Here is an 18,558-nt window from a genome sequence, read left to right as displayed (position 1 = left end):
TATGATGATTATCGGTTTCTGGTAATATATTAGTAGGTTAAACCTACTTTTAGTTTGATTGAATGATGAGATAATTCTTCTGTAAACTCTGTGTGGAAATATTCATCAGTTCGTTTTTTCAATCTTTCTAATTCTTGTAATTCATAACCTAAAGCCAGATTAATTTTTAGCTTATGTGTGGTTTTGAATTGTATTCCAAATGAAGGGGAGAGGTAGAAGCCTCCGTTTGTTTTTTTATCCGTAGCAAAAGATCCTCCGATATTACATTCTAAGTAGGGAACGACTTTCTTTGGTTTAGTAAAGAAAAACTGCGTACTGGCGTATAATGGAATGAGGAGTTTTTCATAAAAAGAAAGTCCGGATCCTGCGCCGATGGTAAAATGACGATTAATGTGATAATGTGCCATTAACTCCCATGTGAAAGGTGTATGAGACGGTTGGCTCATTGAAATCTGTAGAATGATTGATTTCGACTTTGATAATAAACTGCTTTATCTTTTGGGTCGGTTCCATTTTTATATGGAAACTACCTTTCGGAGTAGCTCCACTGATACCATCGATCAATGGTGATTTTTTTGTTGGAAGATACAAACCGTCTTCATACTGTATTCCTCTTTGATAGCACCAATGTGGTAAAGCTTCTTTCCTGCGGTTTCCTTTGGAAGATTGCCAGGATTGAGTTGCAATTTGGGGAGGGTTCTTTTTGTTGATTCCCATAAAAAGCGGAAAGTCGTGTAGCCATTCATCTCCTTTCTCAATCGAAATTTTTAGATCATTGCTATGATAATCTATTAAATCCTGGTTGCATCCACTATTTATTAAAGTGATAAACCACATTGCTATAATTGTCATTGTTTTCATAGTCTTAGGATTACTTTTTTAACCAAAGGTCGATGAGTAAATTAATTCCTTCGTTCAGTTGCATCCATCCGCTCTCTTCTTGTAATTTAAGTCCATTGTAAACCGGACAGCTTTCTTCAAGTAATGCCAGATAGCTGATTGCAGCAGTAATAATAGAAGCCATAGCGGCTGTTTCTTTTTGTGGATGTTTAGAAAGTTTGCTAACAGTTTCTACGAGCCAAATTCCCTTTTCCTCTCGTTTATCGCGAAGTTCCTTAACAATTTTGTTGTCCGTTGCCAACTCCCAACGATAAAGCCGTTTTAATGTATAATTCCTTCTTAGCTGTTCGATTTGTTTTTTAAACATTTGTTTGATGAATTCTCCTATATGTTCTGCGTCAGGTAGTTTCTCCTCAAAGTTGATCCAATAATCATTCTCCTGAATATAAGCGGCAATCAATCCATCCAGTGAGTTAAAATAACGATAGATCAGCATTTTTGAAACTCCTGCTTTGGTAGCTACAGCATTGATTCCTAACCCTTCAAAGCCACTTTCTTCGATAATGTCATTAACGGCTTTGATTAAAGTTAGTTCTGTTGCCTGTCTGTTTTTAATAATCTCTTTTTCCATTGATTTATATATGTTACTGATTGGTCACAAAAGTATGTTTCCTATCGGTAACATCAAAAGAAAAAGAGATTTATTTTATGATAATTCGACAGTAGGATTATGAATTGTCAATCCACCGTCTACAACAATCGTTTGTCCTGTGATGTAACGAGCATCGTTTGAAGCTAAAAAAGCAATAGTAGCTGCAATATCTTCGGGTTCTCCCAGATAAGGAGTGGCACATTGTCCCAGAAAGATATTTCTGACCTCTTCATTTAGATTGTTTAAAGCAGCAGGGGTGAGAATTAATCCTGGTGCCACAGCATTGCAACGAATATTTTTCTTTCCTATTTGAGTTGCGATATATTTGGTAAGGTTTATGACTCCCGCTTTGCTGGCACCATATAACGTTCCGTTAGTATCGGCTGTAATTCCACTGACAGAAGCAATATTTACAATGTTTCCTCCATTATGAGCAGTCATGATGGGGATAATTTGTTGAGAGAGATACATGGTACAACAAAGATTCAAGTGAAAAGCCTCGTCGAAGTAATCAATATCCAGTTTCTCGATATTTAGGTCTTGTTTAGGATTGGTTCCCCCTACATTATTAACTAAAATGTCTATTTGACCATATTCCTTCTTTGCAAACTCAATCAATTGCTTGCAACTATATAATTCTGTGGCAGAAAAATAGATAGAGCGTACATCGGCTCCTGACTGAGTAAGTTCGGTAGCAAGTTTATCTGCATTTTCTATGGAATGGTCGGCAATAACTACTTTGCCACCTTCCGATACAAGCCGGCGTGTGGTTGCTTCGCCAATACCACTGGCCGCTCCGGTGATGATGGCTACTTTATTTTCAAATCTCTTCATTATGATGATTTTTAGATGGTTACCTTTCATCAATAACATATAGTCCTATAATTTGTTATCCCTAGTAAACCCTCTTTAATAAGATTCATTAGTTGGTTCGTAAACTTTAGCATCTCTTTTCGTCTGGAAGCTTTATATATTTAAGAAAACTACAAAATGTTAATGACAGTTCAATTATTTGTTAATGTGATTACGATTCTATTAAACCATGTTATAAAACATTGCGTTTTTCCGTAATAATTTGGAGATAAGTCAGAAACCCGTATCTTTGCAATGTGTTTTTCATAGTATTAGATTTAAGGTTAACAAAGATTGGCTGTCTGGGATAGATAGCCTTTTTTTATGCCCCTAAAAAAGTGAGAACTGATCATTTCGTAAACTAAGTATTTTCCTTTCTTTTATTATATCATTTTCTGATGGGTGTCCTATAAGTAGAGGCAAGTTTTTATCATGTTTCTGCATATTATATTCTATATGATTGTATTTACCTTTAATTGCGTAACAATAGATACATCCGTTTTGGCAACTTTCATAAGTACCTATGTCGATACTCTCAATGCAATTGCAGACTGACCTTTGATTCTTGTCTTTTTTTGCGAGAATGGGATAACCTGTTATTCGTTCGATATGAATTTTATCGATACACATGCCGTTCGTGATACCTAGATGTTTTAAATCCACTTTGGTAGTACAGGTTTCTAATTGAATGGAAGGATAGTTATTAATCGTACTTTTGAATGAAATAGCCATATTTTCGATTTCATCTTTCCTTAAAGGTTGGATATTGAATTGCCTCATTGCATTAAAGATATGTGGATAATGGTCAATAAAGCCAAGCATGCATTTTTCTGTATGATCTTTAAGTTTGTCAGCGATCATCGCAAATCTTTCTTGATGAAAAGATACATTAAATTCGTCATTTGTTAATATGGGATCATATCGCCAGATTACTTTTTCTCTACCTATTTTATCTGAAAGTCGTTTAAAGGTATCTATCCGTTTGCTAATCGATGGTAAGTTAATTTCTAGCTTATTTCCATATGGATTAAGGGTGAATTGAAAATAGTATTTATAATCCTTTAGTTGATTCAAGTTATTCAACATAGGTCCCGGATTCTTGGTCCAGAATACAATACAGTCTATAACGATCGGACTCAGTGAGATTTTACTGAGCATTTTAGGATTAAAAGGATTAGGAACCAATACATATCCTTCTTTTATCCGATTGAAAAACCACTCTGAGAAGAAAGCCGGAATGTCTGTCCGGCGGCTGGCACTAATTATCATAATTCAAAAGTACTAAAAATAACTAGTGTAACAATGTTTTGGATTATATTAATGATGAGTCGAAACAAAGTAATTTGTAGATGATCAATAGTTATGTGATAAATGAATGTAAGTAGAATTGTGAATGAATGTGTTAATTGTTAATTCAAAAAGTGTGAAATGTTAATGCGCTGCCGAGAACTTTAAACCATGTTATAATATGACCGATTCTAACCTTGAAATTTGCTATTAAACCTGAAATTGGTATCTTTGTACAGTGTTTTTTTCATAAGTATTAGATTTAAGGTTAACAAAAGATTGGTTGCTCGTGATGAGTAGCCATTTTTTGTTTTTATACCACTGAGGTTGTTCATTCCTTAATCATCGTTAATAACATCTTAAATCTTTCGATAGCTGTTACAGCATGTGGAATGTTTGCCGGAAGTATAATGCTTTCACCTGCTTTTACCATAAAAGGTGTTCCATTGATAATAATGTTTGCTGCTCCTTCCAGTATTTGTATGAGTGCATCGAACGGAGCCCGATGTTCGCTTAATTCTTCTCCTTTGCCAAAAGAGAACAGAGTGATATTTCCCGAAGGACTTTTGATTAATTGTTTGCTAATGATACCTCCATCTGAATATTCGATGAGAGATGTTAAATGGAGTAATGTTCCTTTTTGAAATGATTGTTCCATATCGATTTTATTTTTAATGAATATATGGACGATAACATTTGTGAAACCGGCATTGTTTACTAATCGTTTAAGAATAAATGATTGACGTTTTTCTAAAAATAGAACTTTTATTTTGTGTTTTATAAATTATTAATCAGCAAAAATCAATTTCTATTGTTATAGTAAAAAGTAAGTTATTTCTATGGCTTGCTATAAGCGAATCATTCTATCTACAACTTAGTAAAGAAAACATTATGAGAAAGAGTTTTTTATTTTTTGGAGCACTATTAGGTGTTTTACTATTGGTCTCTTGTTCGGGAGGAAGCAAGAAACAGGCTACCGCTGCAGTGAATGCGGAAGATTTGGATAATGCAAGTAAAGTGATAAATTACTATCATACATCACTTAGCGTATTAAAACATGTAGCTAACGCGAAGGATATTAATGCTGTGCTTGGCTATATGGAGCAAACTGGTAAAGTTCCAGAGATTTCTCCGATTGCCCCTCCGGAACTTTCTGCACAGGATACTGCAGAATTGATGCATCCGGGAAATTATTTTAGTGAAGAAATCCGCCAACATTTGGAGCAGACTTATAGTGGGCTATTTGGGGTACGAAATCAATTTTATGCGAATTTTAATAAGTTCTTGACTTACAAAAAAGCAAAGGATACAGCAAAAACCAGCCAACTTTTGGATGAGAATTATCGGTTAAGTATAGAATTGTCTGAATATAAACAATTGATTTTTGATACATTGGCTCCTTTTGTGGAACAATCAGAGAAAGAATTGTTGGCTGACGAACCTTTGAAAGATCAGATAATGGCTATGCGGAAGATGTCCTCTACAGCACAAAGTATTCTGAACTTATATAGTCGTAAACATGTAATGGATGGTGCTCGAATTGACTTAAAAATGGCAGAGTTGAGGAAACAGTTAGAAGCTGCTAAAAAACTTCCTAGTGTTGCTGGCTATGATAAAGAGATGAAAACTTATCAGGATTTTCTGTCTACTGTAGAATCCTTTATGAAGGATATGCAGAAAGCCAGAGATAAGGGAAAATATTCTGATGAGGAGTATAGTTCTATGATGGATGCCTATGAATATGGACTTTCTGTCATTTAAAAAAGTAACCTCCTGTTGTTTAATGATTAGTTTCATGAGAGAAGAAGCTATTTGTTAATAATCTTTATATTAGTAAGGTATTAGTTGTTTTCTTGAATTTGATCAAGGTTTTTGTATTGGCTTTCTTTTATTTTTGCCATCACAAAAAACTAAATGATCTATATAAAATAACTAATACCTTATGTAATTATGAAGAATCTAATTTTGACGGGATTAGGCATTCTGTTTTTTTCCATATTGATATGTGGATGTTATGACAGTTTTGAGTATGATAATTCGGGGGAAAAAGGTAGTCCTTATGAATCCGATCTTAATGTATTAAAGAAATTCGTGGATATTAATGAATCAACTCAAGAATATTACATTAATCCGAACAAGAAAAGTACAATACTATCTTATATCACAAATTCAGATTTGGAAGAACTGAATGCTGTTGATCCCCAAAATGCATTGCAATACGAGGGAAATTTGAGTATGCTTAATACAGAAATATTGCAGGCTATATCTTCTCACACTGTAGATTATGTTGTAATGAGTACCAATTATCAGGTTATCATAGAGAAGGTGAATGAGGATGTTCCGGTGGAACTGAGTCATGTCGCTTTTTCTGCTTCGACAAATAATCAGGTGAGATCTTTGTTGGATATATCAGATCAAGGATTATCAAAAAACATCTATTCCGGGAATCTTGTAGAGACGGGAATAGAATTGAATCCATCTTTGTACACTAGGGATAATTGGTCTTTCAGGATAAGTTGTGAGGTTGGTAATTCCGGCAATAAACAAATTGTACGAGTGTTTTTTTGTGGAACAGGCTATTTTAGTGTAGCTACTTTCAATTGGCTACTATTGAATGCCTATGATAGTAAAGTGCTATGGAATTTTACTTGTGAACAGGTGATGAATGAAGATTTGCCGTCAGTTGCACAGATGGTTTTCTTTAAATAGTTTATTGGAAATTGGGGATTATAAAATTGCGATGAGAATTGTTATTCATATAACAAATTTTCATCGCAATTTGCTTATAGCACTGTCTTTTAGAAGATGACATTTTACGAGTTATTATGTGAAGGTTTAGAGCATACTCGTTAAAATGACTTTGATGACAATGACAGACTTTTGCAATTTATTCTTTTATTCTACAGGAATATAAATTTCAGTCAGTAAATCTTCAGGAGCAGTACAGCATGGATCGTTCAAATATCGTTCCGCACTTGCTTCATCACGTATTGTGCACTCCATTTCCGGTAGATATTTTCCATAAATGGTATCGTATACAGCTTGTAGGTGCTCATAAGATCCTTTATAGATAAACGTTGCATAGCGACCGACAGGAATTTGCTTAAATCCAATCTCTCCTTTGGGAGCAACTTTTTCAGGTATCACCATACATACATCGGTACGTAATTTTTCTACTGGCGTGACTTTGGGGTCATCGTGATAAATACAAAGAGGAGCTGCTTCTCCCATCGGTAGTTTTTGTTCAAAAATGAACTGACACAATCTTCCCCAACTACCTCCATAGTCGTTAAGTTTGTAGTCTCCTGACAAACGGATATAAATAACATTTCGTTCAGGAATATTTTTGATTTCCCTTTTCAGTTCGAGATCAGGTCTGATAATCGCTGGTTTCATAATTACAAAGTTTTTATTGTTTCTATATTCTAAAGGTGAAATACCATAAAATTGTTTAAACACTTTCGACAATGAAGAAGGTGATGAATATCCGATGCGATAGGCAATATCTGCAATCGGGATATCTGAGTAGCGTAGTAGACGGGCTGCTGTTTCTGTTCGCGTCCGAACAATAAATGTGCCGATAGGTTCACCGAGGAAAGCTTTCATAATCCGGTGAAAGTAGAAAGGTGAAAAATTTGATATCTTGGCCAGCGATTTCAAATCGATTTCTTCTCCTAAATGTTGGTTAATGTATTCCACTACTACGTTTACACATTTCTGATATTCTTCTTTCGTTGTTTTCTTTGGTTGCATAGTTTGATTGTTATTTCACTTTGCAAAAATACAGGTAAAAAGGGGAAAGGACTTTTCCAATGTTGCTAAAATGCTTTTAATTTATTTATATCAGGATCAGAAATGATAATATCATTTTCATTATAAAGATGGTCTTGTGCCAGACAGGTAGCAATTGCACTACCCATAGGCCCAGCACCTAAAATTGCTATTTTCATGCAAATAGGATATTTGTTAGTTAATTGAATGGAGTTAGTTATGCCGATTGTACTTCAAGGAAATGTTGGGATAATGAATCAATCAATCTTTTTTTATCGGTGTTACGAACGGAGATTGTAAAGCAGTGGTCACTTCCGCCATAAGAAATCAGTGATATGGGAATATGTTTGATCGTATCTAAAATATTACTTTCCATCTGGGTACGTTCCCAATGGAGGGAACCGATAATGTGTATTACCGACATATTCTCATCAACTACCATTTCTGCGTATTTATATAATTCTCTTTGAATAATCCGTAAGGTATCATGGCTTGCATTGAGTAACATTGAAATAGAGACATTGGAGGAGGCCATTGATACTACATTTATTTTATATTTACCTACAATCTCCAATAACTTCCCCATTAATAAATAGCCGGGTAAAACATTGAGTGAGGTGAAACGAACAAAGGTAACGGAATCTTGGGCAAGGATTGCTTTAACACCGCTTCCGGTATCATCAGAAGAAATATAAAGGCGTTCTGTTGCCAGATCGTGGGTATCTGTTAAACGAATGGTCATTTTGTAACGCGATGCGAGGGTGATACACTCGGCATAAAGTAAATGTACGCCACTGTTTATTAGATTTTCGGCTTCTTCGTATGTCAATGAATGTTCTTCTCTCTGGCCGTTCTGATTTGCATAAATATTGTCGAGTTCAGTTGATAAAACAATTTCGTCGGCTTGAAAGACAGAAGCAAGTATCATAGCATAATAGTCATTTCTCTTTTCACTCATAAAATCTATTTCGCCATACACATTCTTACATAAAGAGAGTGGAGCGATAAATAGCTCAATGTCGCGGTTTACCTCTAAGTATTGTTTTATATTCTCTTGAATGTATGGAATATTAGGTTTTCTTTCCATATTGTTTTGTATGAATATGTCAGTATCCAGAATTCTGGTATTTATTCCTTGTTCACGCAGACAATATATAACCAACTGACTAGATAATTTATATATTTCGGCTTTTATAATTTTATCAATTAGTAAATCGGCTTTGTTCTCAACGAGTCTATGTAGATTTTCAATGTACTGTTGAATCACCACCTTAATTTCTTGGTGTAATTGAGGATTCAGGATGAGATGGTCTGCTATTGTAGAGCAATATTCTGCGATGGCGCAGATAGTTGTGTGCGAAGCTTCATCTTCATCATGAAACCAACTGATTGAGATATCTTGTAACCATATTTGTAATTTCGTTAATACCGGAACGACTCCTACATTAGGATGTTCTCTTAAGATGCTGTTGATTACTTGCTTAATTTCATCTTCATCTTTAATTTTTTCAAATTTGCAAACTTTCATTGTTGTATAGTCATTAATTGGTTGCTATTCTTTTCAAAATGATATGCTTTTTACCAAAAGAGAAGACTTTGTTTAATTGCTTCCATAAATTGTAATTACTACATATTGCTAGTAATCAATGTATTAAGGTAATACTCTAGACTTCTAACATATCCTTCTATACTAAGTATAGTGCCAAAACCATACCACTTCCGTTTAGAAATATGTACTTTTGTACTTTCAATGATTGATACTCTTTCAAAATGACCGAAGACATAAAGAATAAACTTTTGATGTGTGCAGAGATATATCACTGTGCTGAATTTATAGAAAATGATCCGGTGCAATTCCCGCATCGTTACACAAAAAAGCAAGACATAGAAATCAGTGGTTTGCTGACTGCTATTATGAGTTTTGGTAATCGCAAACAGATATTGAAAAAAGCAAATGTATTGCACGAGTTAATGGGGGATTCGCCATATCAATATGTATTGTCTTGTCAATGGAAAAAGGATTTTCCCGCAGAAATAACTAGCAGCTTTTACAGAATGTTATCCTATGCTGATTTTCATGGTTATTTTCAACGATTGTATAGGGCTTATTCAAAATATGAAACTTTAGAGGAAGCTTTGAATATCTATTCTGGGATTCCTATGGAGAAGTTGTGTACATTCCTCGAAGTATCTTCCAAAAGTCCGCAAAAGAAATTGAATATGTTTTTGCGTTGGATGATTCGACGAGACTCGGAAGTCGATTTTGGCATCTGGGAGAGTTTTGATCGGAGAGATTTGATTGTACCTTTGGACACACACGTCTGTCGTGTCGCTCATTTTTTCAATTTGATAGATACTGATACTTTCTCGTTGAAGAATGCTCGCAATATTACTACCGCATTGGCGGAGGTTTTCCCCGATGATCCTTGTTTAGGAGATTTTGCCTTGTTTGGTTTAGGAGTTAGTGGGGAAATATAGGTTTTAAAAATTCATTAGTTGATGAAGAAATGATTATTTGGATGAGGTTATTTGATTATAGTCAAAAGATTGAATCTTTTTGATTCATAAATATATAAAGCGCTGAACAGGAAAGTTTAAATGGAAATTTATATAACTCATGTGAACAATTCTACATTTTAATGGATTAATAGTTAGTAGATGACTTAGAGTTTATACTTTTGTATTGGCATTCTGAAGCATATCATTTGGAAGCTATTTAACATTATATGACTAACTGGAAAAAGAAGTTCATTATTATATGGACAGGACAATTATTCTCCATTTTAAGTAGTTCGATAGCGCAATTCGCACTTGTATTATGGATAAGTCTGGAAACAGGCTCTGCGGAAGTATTATCTTATGCGACCATTGCTGCTTTACTTCCCCAAGTATTGATAGGACCATTTGCTGGTGTTTTTGTTGATCGTTGGAATCGTAAGTGGACAATGATTGGAGCCGATAGTTTTGTTGCGCTTTGTTCGGGAATCATTGCTTTGTTATTTTATCTTGACGTGATAGAAATATGGCAAATTTATATATTATTGATGCTTCGTTCAATTGGTGGTGCTTTTCATACTCCGGCTATGAAATCGTCTATTCCGTTATTGGCTCCTGAGAGTGAATTAATGCGTATCGCTGCAGTTAATCAAGCTATACAGTCCGTTTGTAGCATTGGTGGACCGGCATTAGGTGCGATTTTATTGCTGTCTTTTGACATGAGTATAGTGATGATGCTTGATGTGGCAGGAGCCTTTATTGCTTGTATCTCCTTGTTATTTGTCTTTATACCAAATCCTAAAAAGGAACTTCAGTCAGCTAAAGGAGTAGTGAATGATATGTACGAAGGCTTTAAAGTTATTCTAAAGAATAGAGGAATTAGTTGGGTGATGGCAACAGAGGTTTTGATAACTTTCTTTGTTTTACCGATTGTAGCATTAATGCCACTTATGACTTTGAAGAATTTTTCAGGAACAGCCTATCAGGTTAGTCTTATTGAAGCATTATTTGGGATAGGTATGTTGATTGGAGGAATACTCCTAGGAATATGGAATCCCAAAATACGAAAGATATTTCTGATTGTTTTTTCTTATTTTTTCCTGGGACTTGCATTGGCTTTGTGTGGATTGCTTCCTACTGACGGATTTATTCTTTTTGCAATTCTGACAGTGATGCAGGGAATTGTTATTCCATTTTATTCAGGACCATTTACTACTTTATTGCAAACACAATTTAAACCCAATTATTTGGGGCGAGTATTTGCTTTATTTGATAGTGTAAGTCTTTTCCCTTCCATAATTGGGTTACTTATTACCAGTGTTATGGCCGACTCTTTAGGTATCGCCAACATCTTTGTTTATTGTGGCATTGCTATTGTTTTGACTGCAATTTGGATGATGTGCATTCCTTCTGTCAGAAATCTGGGAAAAGAGGATTGAAAATTGCTTCTGACTGATTTATGAAATAGCCATACGGAAAACTTTTTTGAGCTATAGGGAAAAACATCTTATTGAGTCTTCTACCTACCTTTGTATCGTTGATCAAAACAGAATAGGAGCGATGGGGATATGTGCCGAAGGTGGATCACAGCTAATACTGCAATGAATATCGTACCAAAGCAGTAGGGGCTGTAAGTGCTGTGAATATCGGAACTATGTTCCGGACTGGTTGGAATAGAAATCAGAAATCGGTGGATGCTTTCCCATTGCTTGAAGCAGGCGCAAATCCGCGAACAGCAGAAGTTAGCGGAATAGCAAGTGCTACATTTCTTTGGGCTCCGGTAACCAAAGAGGATACATCAAGTAAAGAGATGGAAGAAGCTTGGGAGTACTATCGTACCTCGCGTACGCAATTTTGTATTGCTCCAAGTGTTGCTACTGTGGGAAGTTTTATACAACTCGTTACTTATGATGCTTTTCATACTCAAGTGGATAAAGTTGAACTTTATGTATTTGACAAAGAGGGGAAGTATCTGTTTAAACAGACGAAGGAAGGTAAGGTGTTGGCAACGGGAGTACGGGATTCGTATGATATTACTTCACTTATTTCCGATGTTTCTGATATAGCTGATTTGAGATTACAATTCCTTTGGCTATATGTGCTGATGTAATATACCCGACATTTCATCTTTCGAAGTATTAAACTGGAGGAGGGTTGGGTATTCTCCATGTCGCATAACAGGGGATAATTCATTATAGACTTGTATCTTTTAAGTGAAATTGGTAATTTCGTAAGTAGATAACTTTGGCAAAGTTTCATCACTTCTCCTGTGTTGTATGATGGCTATTTTGAAAAAGGTTGCCGAACGTATATCTACAGCATCCGGTAGAAGGGATTATAGAGTGGATGCCTTAATTGTCTTAACGGGGAGACTTGATTAAAAAGTCATGGATGCGTATATTCCCCAATGCTCATTACCGAAAACTGCCGGAGATATTGTCAGATTATGCTTATTGGCGAACGGACGAGTGAATATATAACTACTTCCGATGCCTATGGCAGCTCCGGCGAGTATGTCCCAGCAGTCATGTCTTTTTGCATATACACGTCCCCATGCTACATATCCGGATACAAGATAAGCAGGAATTCCGTATTTCCATCCATATCTGCGTTGGATAAAAGAAGCTCCCTGAAATGACATGGCTGTATGGTTGGATGGGAATGCATGATTGTCACTGCCATCAGGACGCTGTTTTTTTATACTGTATTTTAAAATGTAAGAGGTTGCCAAACTAGTTGCACCTCCTAAAACTAATTGTTTGGTACCTTTATAGTCTTTCATAATAAGGGTGGTTATTAAACCGGCTGCCGGAGTTGCAAACATTAAAACATCTGTTGATTTTTTCACGTTTTCACGAGGCTGTGCTTGGATGAAGTTCAGAAAGCAAGAAAATAGTAGCCAAGTACAAATAACCATTTTGCTCCATCTATTTTTTGAAATTTGATCCATTTGGTGGTTTTGTCTGATTGTTAAAGTAGTGTTTATATACATTTGAAGTTTTTGTTTCTACAACATGTTGAGTTGTATAAGTTAATTTTGCGTCAAAGGTATTATTTTTATTTGGATTTTATGTTAATCTCTTGACTCATACCTTAGGAGAGGTCTTATCTTTGTGGCATAAACCAACTGCGCAGAAGTTTATGAAGAATAAAATAAAGTTTAAAATCGGAGAATTTTCCAAGCTTTGTCAAGTGACAGTCAAGACACTTCGTTATTATGAAGAGGTAGGATTATTAGTGCCTGTTGAAATGGATGAGTGGACTGGCTATCGCTATGACAATATCAGCCAACTTCGAAGAATGAACCGGATTGTTTGTTTAAAGCAATTAGGATTTAGTCTTGAAGAGATAGGTGAATTGCTTGAGGATGGTAGGTCTTATCCTAATCCTGATCAATTGAAGAGAAAGGTCGAAAGTTGTAAACAGTAGATAGAACATTTGATGTAATGAAGAATATGGTGTGGATATTGACATTGAGTATTTGTTGCTCTTTGTGTCAATCATTATGGAGCATACAAGAAAATGCCGGAAACTTTTACAGAGTTATATGCTTATGCCGAAGCGAATGGTTACGAAGTAAGTGAACAACCTCGTTTTTGTTATATAGATGGTATCTGGAATAAAGAATCTGTAAATGAATGGTTGACTGAAATTCCATTTTATTAATTTACATACTCCCATCCAGTCTGGCATTGATCATCCAGCTTACACCGAATTTATCGGTAAGCATTCCAAAATATATCATATCCGAACATACCATTTTCCGCGAAATATTGTCGAATATACCTGAAAAACAAAAGGAGTTACTTTATGCGATTGCTAAAGAAGGTGAGGCAGGGCGGATTACTTCTGCACAATTCATTAAACGTCATGGTTTGTCTTCTTCAAGTTCTGTACAATCAGCATGAATAAACTACTAGAAAAGGATATTATCACAGAAATTAATATGGTCTTTTCTGTGACGGATAAACTTTTTGCGTTGTGGATAAATAAAATATATGGTGGAATATATCTGGTTACTTAGAATTAATACAGTGTGTGTAGATATTTCTGATCTCTGTCTTGCTCGGATTGCTTCGATGGAGTTCTGTACTCCCAACATTAGAAGAGACATGAGAATAATTGTACTGATATACATCCACAACAATACTACTTACCAATCAATTTCTTTGATTCCTTTACTTTGTAAGAAAATATTAGCTTTGCTGAAATGCCTACATCCTAAAAAGCCATACTCAGCAGACCGGGGAGATGGATGTACTGCTGTTAAGACAAGGTGTTTATTTGTATTTATTAAAGCTGTTTTTTCTTTTGCATAACTTCCCCATAACATGAATACTAAATGTTCCCGCTCATCACTTAACTTTTTAATGACCGCATCTGTAAATGTTTCCCAACCCATATTCCGATGTGAACCTGTTTCGTGAGCACGTACGGTGAGAACAGAATTCATTGGAAATACTCCTTGTTCTACCCAACGATTCAAATTTCCGGAAGTGGGTATTGGTTTTCCCAAATCCTGATGTATTTCTCTAAAAATATTAATTAATGATCCTGGGATTGCTACTCCATCAGGCACAGAAAAACAAATTCCATAATATTGTCCGGGATTAGGGTAAGGGTCTTGCCCGAGAATGACAACTTTTACTTTTTCGAAAGGACAAGAGTTGAATACATGGAATATCTGGTGTCCGGGCGGGAGTACATGTGTTCGTCCATACTCACTCCTGACAAATGTTACCAATTTCTCAAAATATGGTTTATCAAATTCTTCTTGGAGACGTTTACGCCAACTTTCTTCTATTTTCACATTCATAGGTTACTGCTGTATTTTGTTGTAACATCTTTGATCCACAAGACGTCTTCGTCTTCTTCAGCTGAAGGGATTCCTTCCCAATCGGAAAATATATTTCACAGTATTCCAACAGACATGATTCTTCGTTAAATATTCGTAGCATAGTAAGAATAAAAAGAGGATATAAGATTATAGCATCCCTCATATATGTAGAGAATTGCAATACATTAATAACTAATACACAAAGATACGACTACTCAATGTGCTACACCTTACAATAGTTCTTTTTTATATTTCTTTAATAGTTTTGAAAAATGTATTTGTAATACAGTTAGAATTAATGTCTTTGTGTTGGTTGAGATTAAGATAAATTCTGTCTTTGTCATAGTTAGAATAAGACGTTATTTATGTTAGAACCAGAAATAATACAATCTTTGATTCATGGCGGAGAGGGCTACGATGTAGAGTTTAAAGTTCGGGTGCCTTTTACCGTTGTATTGTGCGAAGCTATTTAAAGTATTTGGGTATCAGGGTATTATTGAATTGAAATGTATATCTGAAATAGATGGTTACTTCTTAATACAGAGAATAATTAGATATTAGTTGTAGAATATTCGAAGAATAAATATAAAATATGCCATATTATAAATAAGTTATTCCTCTTTTTCCTATTTTTGTATCCGAACTCAGTAAGTTAAATAGTATTCACTGCTTATGAAACTCTGTATATAGCTACGCTCATTGGATAGTCCTTTTTTGTAATGCTATTCAGCTATTTGACAAATAATCTTTTATTTGTCACAGAGAATTTTACCCTCTTATTTATAACTTGTAGAATGATGAGCTATTTGAACGTAGGTTATCATATCTGCTATTTATAGTTGAGCGATGAATTATTCATATAAGCAAATATGGCTCATTAACTTTCCGGTGATGATGAGCATTTTAATGGAACAACTAATTAATATTACAGATGCTATTTTCTTAGGTCATGTAGGGGAAGTGGAATTAGGTGCATCTGCTATAGCCGGAATCTATTATTTGACAGTGTACATGCTTGGTTTTGGATTTTGTATTGGCTTACAGGTGATAATTGCACGAAGGAATGGAGAGCAAAAATATGGAGAAGTCGGAATGGTATTCTTTCAAGGATTATTGTTTCTATCAGTACTGGCTGTTTTCCTTTGTTTATTGATCCATGTGATTTCTCCATTTATTTTAAAACAGCTAATTACTTCTTCAGAAGTCTGTCAAGGTGTAATTTTATATCTGGACTGGCGTAGTTTTGGATTGTTATTTTCATTTCCGTTTTTAGCAATTCGATCTTTTTTTGTAGGTATAACACATACTAAAGCACTATCATGGTTAGCCATCGTTGCAGTGATTATCAATATTCCTTTTAACTATTTCTTGATTTTCATTTTAGATTTGGGTATCTCAGGAGTGGCAATTGCTTCGTCATTAGCGGAAATGGGGTCATTAGTGGTAATCGGAATTTATATGTGGATGAAGATTGATAAATTGAAGTATGGATTGAAGCCTGTTTACGATGGACAGTTATTGCTAAAAGTGCTGAAACTATCAGTCTGGAGTATGCTTCATGCATTTATCAGTATGGCACCATAGTTCTTGTTTTTTATTGCAATAGAACATTTAGGAAAGATAGAATTGGCTATCTCTAATATTATCAGAAGTGTATCTGCATTGTTTTTTGTAGTTGTAAATTCTTTTGCACTCACTGCCGGTTCATTGGTGAGTAATCTGATTGGAGCTGAAGAGGCTAAGGAGATTTTCCCGCTATGTCGGAAGATCTTGAATCTGGGATATGTAATAGGATTACCTTTGGTGGAAATTACTTTATGGGGACATCAATGTATTATCGGTTTTTATACGGATAGTGAACAATTAGTGCAATTGGCATTCCATTTGTGGTGATGTTATTGAATTATACGTTTGCTTTACCTTGGTTGGTTAAGTTATTGTACGAAAGCACCTTGGGCTGTCTACCTGACTGCAGAATATCTTTTTGTGATTTTATTAGCTGTTCAATCTATCATTTATTTAAAAAAGAAAAAATTACCAAAATTAAAAAAGTTATGATGACAAAGATATATCCGCGTACAGGTGATAAACAAACGGTGTACCTGAATGCTGTAGTGAAAGATTCACAATTTGAGATTGGTGACTATACAATTTATAATGATTTTGTATCTGATCCTTTGTTGTTTGAAAAGAACAATGTACTTTATCATTATCCGATTCATCGGGAGAAACTGGTAATAGGAAAGTTCTGTTCTATAGCTTGTGGTACGAAATTCCTATTTAATTGCGCTAATCATTCATTGAAATCATTATCTACTTATACGTTTCCTTTATTTTATGAAGAATGGGGTTTGGATAAAGCGAATATTACGTCTGCTTGGGATAATAAAGGAGATATCGTTATAGGTAATGATGTCTGGATTGGTTATGAAGCAGTGATTATGGCGGGTGTTCATATTGGTGATGGAGCAATTATTGCAGCGCGTGCTGTTGTGACAAAGGATGTAGCTCCTTATGCTATTGTAGGGGGGACCCCTGCTAAAGAAATTCGGAAACGTTTTGATTTGGATACGATAGGACAATTACAAGCACTGAAATGGTGGGAGTGGCCTGTTGATGAGATACGCCGATGTATACCATTTCTTACTAATGGGAATGTGGGTGAATTGTTGGCTGTTGAAAGGGATTGGTAATCGTGAGATTCCTTTTTCCAGAGGACCAAATATCAGGGATATATCAATTAAAAACAAGATTGAAATTAACTTGTAGTTTATTTAGGAGCATTTAAAAAACATAAGGAACTTTGTATCAAAACATCTCAATGTTTGTTTTAAATCATTGGGAAGTTTTTTTTAATCTTCTCAATGTTTTTCGCCCTTTCAAAACGACAAAATGACAAAACGACATATATGACCTTTTTCTAAGTGTATTTTATTCTGTTGTTTATGTAATTATTTGATTGTTAGTGATATATGTGGAATTTCTAACTTTCTTAAGATAATTGTTGGAAGTGTTAATTACGTGGGATTAAAAATATGTTCTAATACATAATATTATACTGATTTGTTATATTGGATTATTATGTGTTGATATTATTTGATAAATAAATAATAGTGTAGCTTATTTTGACTGTATTTTATGGTGAGATTTGAATGTTTTTTTAATTAAGTAATTATATTGTATTAGAATGTATATGAAATTAATGTTGAAAATATTCTTATATTTATATCTTGATTTTATCTTTTATGTAGTTTTTAAAAGTGTCATATGTCATTTTTGTCGTTTTGTCGTTTTGAACAAAAGTGACAATGATATGGATTATAGTATAACTAAATTTATAATAAACATGTAATCAGATAGTTATTGAGAAATTTAAACTTTAAAATCCTTTTCTTAGGTTTGTAATATGCTTCAAGCTTACGTAATTTATGTTTTAGGAATGATAGTAAATATCGCTTTTTCTCGTTTTTTTAATGAAGTAAATGTAGTTATAAATGAATGTTTAAAATAATGTGTTGCAATGATTGTTGTGTAAATATAGTGACGCTATCTTATCGTCATAGCGTTAGTATAGATGTAGTTTAGTGTTGCTATAACCAGGATATAGCGACACCCTTTTGAATGCTTTCAATTGTATGGATAAGAGGGCTTTAAAGATAATACTATCACAATACAATGAAATAAAAGAAGCTGTATAACCTCATAAAACAGTTGTACTACTTGGCGGATTAGGGTGGATTGGAAAAATAATCTGTTAATTGCTCTTGAACATGGCGTGGCACGATGTCTCGGAATGGCTCCAACCAACGCAACTACACAGTAA

The 18,558-nt window shown here is 34.6% G+C and carries 17 protein-coding genes and 4 pseudogenes; 10 read left to right on the top strand and 11 right to left on the bottom strand.

The window, feature by feature from the left end; translation table 11 throughout:
• Positions 1 to 29 precede the first annotated feature (29 nt).
• From EJF25_RS04710 to EJF25_RS04685, 6 genes and pseudogenes are all read right to left on the bottom strand, one after another.
• Positions 30 to 407, bottom strand: a complete 378-nt coding sequence (locus EJF25_RS04710) for a hypothetical protein (RefSeq protein WP_235016720.1) — start codon at positions 405 to 407, stop codon at positions 30 to 32.
• Positions 408 to 441: 34 nt separating this feature from the next.
• A pseudogene (locus EJF25_RS04705) lies at positions 442 to 861 on the bottom strand (hypothetical protein); the annotation flags it as partial.
• A gap of 10 nt (positions 862 to 871) precedes the next feature.
• Complete coding sequence (locus EJF25_RS04700; RefSeq protein WP_125040252.1) at positions 872 to 1,471, bottom strand: TetR/AcrR family transcriptional regulator; 600 nt, start codon at positions 1,469 to 1,471, stop codon at positions 872 to 874.
• 75 nt (positions 1,472 to 1,546) lie between these two features.
• A complete protein-coding gene (gene hdhA / locus EJF25_RS04695) occupies positions 1,547 to 2,326 on the bottom strand; it encodes a 7alpha-hydroxysteroid dehydrogenase (RefSeq protein ID WP_125040251.1) in 780 nt (259 codons plus the stop codon).
• A gap of 348 nt (positions 2,327 to 2,674) precedes the next feature.
• Positions 2,675 to 3,613 carry a DUF1848 domain-containing protein gene (locus EJF25_RS04690; RefSeq protein ID WP_125040250.1) on the bottom strand — a complete coding sequence of 313 codons (939 nt, stop codon included), beginning with the start codon at positions 3,611 to 3,613 and terminating at the stop codon, positions 2,675 to 2,677.
• Between the two features lie 349 nt (positions 3,614 to 3,962).
• The gene (locus tag EJF25_RS04685) at positions 3,963 to 4,289 is read right to left on the bottom strand and encodes a cupin domain-containing protein (RefSeq protein ID WP_125040249.1); all 327 of its coding nucleotides are present in this window, start codon (positions 4,287 to 4,289) and stop codon (positions 3,963 to 3,965) included.
• 233 nt (positions 4,290 to 4,522) lie between these two features.
• On the opposite strand from EJF25_RS04685, the gene EJF25_RS04680 reads away from it, so the two are divergent.
• Positions 4,523 to 5,392 carry a DUF6845 domain-containing protein gene (locus EJF25_RS04680; protein WP_125040248.1) on the top strand — a complete coding sequence of 290 codons (870 nt, stop codon included), beginning with the start codon at positions 4,523 to 4,525 and terminating at the stop codon, positions 5,390 to 5,392.
• A gap of 189 nt (positions 5,393 to 5,581) precedes the next feature.
• Entirely contained in the window at positions 5,582 to 6,340 is a 759-nt protein-coding gene (locus EJF25_RS04675; protein ID WP_125040247.1) for a hypothetical protein, read from the top strand.
• 186 nt (positions 6,341 to 6,526) lie between these two features.
• Here the strand turns inward: EJF25_RS04675 and EJF25_RS04670 are convergent, their stop codons facing one another.
• The 3 genes from EJF25_RS04670 to EJF25_RS04660 form a co-directional block, all read right to left on the bottom strand.
• On the bottom strand, positions 6,527 to 7,384 hold the full coding sequence (locus EJF25_RS04670; protein WP_125040246.1) for an AraC family transcriptional regulator: 858 nt from the start codon (positions 7,382 to 7,384) through the stop codon (positions 6,527 to 6,529).
• Positions 7,385 to 7,449: 65 nt separating this feature from the next.
• Complete coding sequence (locus EJF25_RS04665; RefSeq protein WP_125040245.1) at positions 7,450 to 7,581, bottom strand: NAD(P)-binding domain-containing protein; 132 nt, start codon at positions 7,579 to 7,581, stop codon at positions 7,450 to 7,452.
• A gap of 38 nt (positions 7,582 to 7,619) precedes the next feature.
• Positions 7,620 to 8,930 carry an amino acid kinase family protein gene (locus tag EJF25_RS04660; RefSeq protein WP_125040244.1) on the bottom strand — a complete coding sequence of 437 codons (1,311 nt, stop codon included), beginning with the start codon at positions 8,928 to 8,930 and terminating at the stop codon, positions 7,620 to 7,622.
• Positions 8,931 to 9,172: 242 nt separating this feature from the next.
• On the opposite strand from EJF25_RS04660, the gene EJF25_RS04655 reads away from it, so the two are divergent.
• The 3 genes and pseudogenes from EJF25_RS04655 to EJF25_RS25045 all read left to right on the top strand — a co-directional run.
• On the top strand, positions 9,173 to 9,880 hold the full coding sequence (locus EJF25_RS04655; protein ID WP_125040243.1) for a TIGR02757 family protein: 708 nt from the start codon (positions 9,173 to 9,175) through the stop codon (positions 9,878 to 9,880).
• 248 nt (positions 9,881 to 10,128) lie between these two features.
• Positions 10,129 to 11,337, top strand: a complete 1,209-nt coding sequence (locus EJF25_RS04650; protein WP_125040242.1) for an MFS transporter — start codon at positions 10,129 to 10,131, stop codon at positions 11,335 to 11,337.
• 470 nt (positions 11,338 to 11,807) lie between these two features.
• Positions 11,808 to 11,981 (top strand): annotated as a pseudogene (locus tag EJF25_RS25045) (FimB/Mfa2 family fimbrial subunit); the annotation flags it as partial.
• A 294-nt stretch (positions 11,982 to 12,275) separates the two neighbouring features.
• On the opposite strand, the gene EJF25_RS04640 reads toward EJF25_RS25045, so the two are convergent.
• The gene (locus tag EJF25_RS04640) at positions 12,276 to 12,815 is read right to left on the bottom strand and encodes a phosphatase PAP2 family protein (RefSeq protein ID WP_125040376.1); all 540 of its coding nucleotides are present in this window, start codon (positions 12,813 to 12,815) and stop codon (positions 12,276 to 12,278) included.
• A gap of 164 nt (positions 12,816 to 12,979) precedes the next feature.
• Between EJF25_RS04640 and EJF25_RS25470 the strand changes: the two genes are divergently transcribed.
• From EJF25_RS25470 to EJF25_RS25460, 3 genes and pseudogenes are all read left to right on the top strand, one after another.
• Positions 12,980 to 13,327: a MerR family transcriptional regulator gene (locus tag EJF25_RS25470; RefSeq protein WP_235016719.1), complete on the top strand. Its 348-nt coding sequence runs from the start codon at positions 12,980 to 12,982 to the stop codon at positions 13,325 to 13,327.
• Between the two features lie 93 nt (positions 13,328 to 13,420).
• Positions 13,421 to 13,564 carry a GyrI-like domain-containing protein gene (locus EJF25_RS25465; RefSeq protein WP_160119373.1) on the top strand — a complete coding sequence of 48 codons (144 nt, stop codon included), beginning with the start codon at positions 13,421 to 13,423 and terminating at the stop codon, positions 13,562 to 13,564.
• Positions 13,565 to 13,644: 80 nt separating this feature from the next.
• Positions 13,645 to 13,922: pseudogene (locus tag EJF25_RS25460) on the top strand (ATPase); the annotation flags it as partial.
• Between the two features lie 129 nt (positions 13,923 to 14,051).
• On the opposite strand, the gene ung reads toward EJF25_RS25460, so the two are convergent.
• Entirely contained in the window at positions 14,052 to 14,714 is a 663-nt protein-coding gene (gene ung, locus EJF25_RS04625) for a uracil-DNA glycosylase (protein ID WP_125040240.1), read from the bottom strand.
• An 867-nt stretch (positions 14,715 to 15,581) separates the two neighbouring features.
• Here ung and EJF25_RS04620 point away from each other — a divergent pair.
• Positions 15,582 to 16,793: pseudogene (locus EJF25_RS04620) on the top strand (MATE family efflux transporter).
• The gene (locus EJF25_RS04615; RefSeq protein WP_125040239.1) at positions 16,790 to 17,428 is read left to right on the top strand and encodes a CatB-related O-acetyltransferase; all 639 of its coding nucleotides are present in this window, start codon (positions 16,790 to 16,792) and stop codon (positions 17,426 to 17,428) included. The pseudogene EJF25_RS04620 and the gene EJF25_RS04615 overlap by 4 nt, the downstream one beginning before the upstream one ends.
• The last annotated feature ends 1,130 nt before the right edge of the window (positions 17,429 to 18,558 follow it).

The organism is Bacteroides faecalis, assembly GCF_003865075.1.
GTDB lineage: Bacteria > Bacteroidota > Bacteroidia > Bacteroidales > Bacteroidaceae > Bacteroides > Bacteroides faecalis.
The sequence above is the reverse complement of the archived record's forward strand: the minus strand, read 5'-3'. Positions and strand labels throughout refer to the sequence as shown.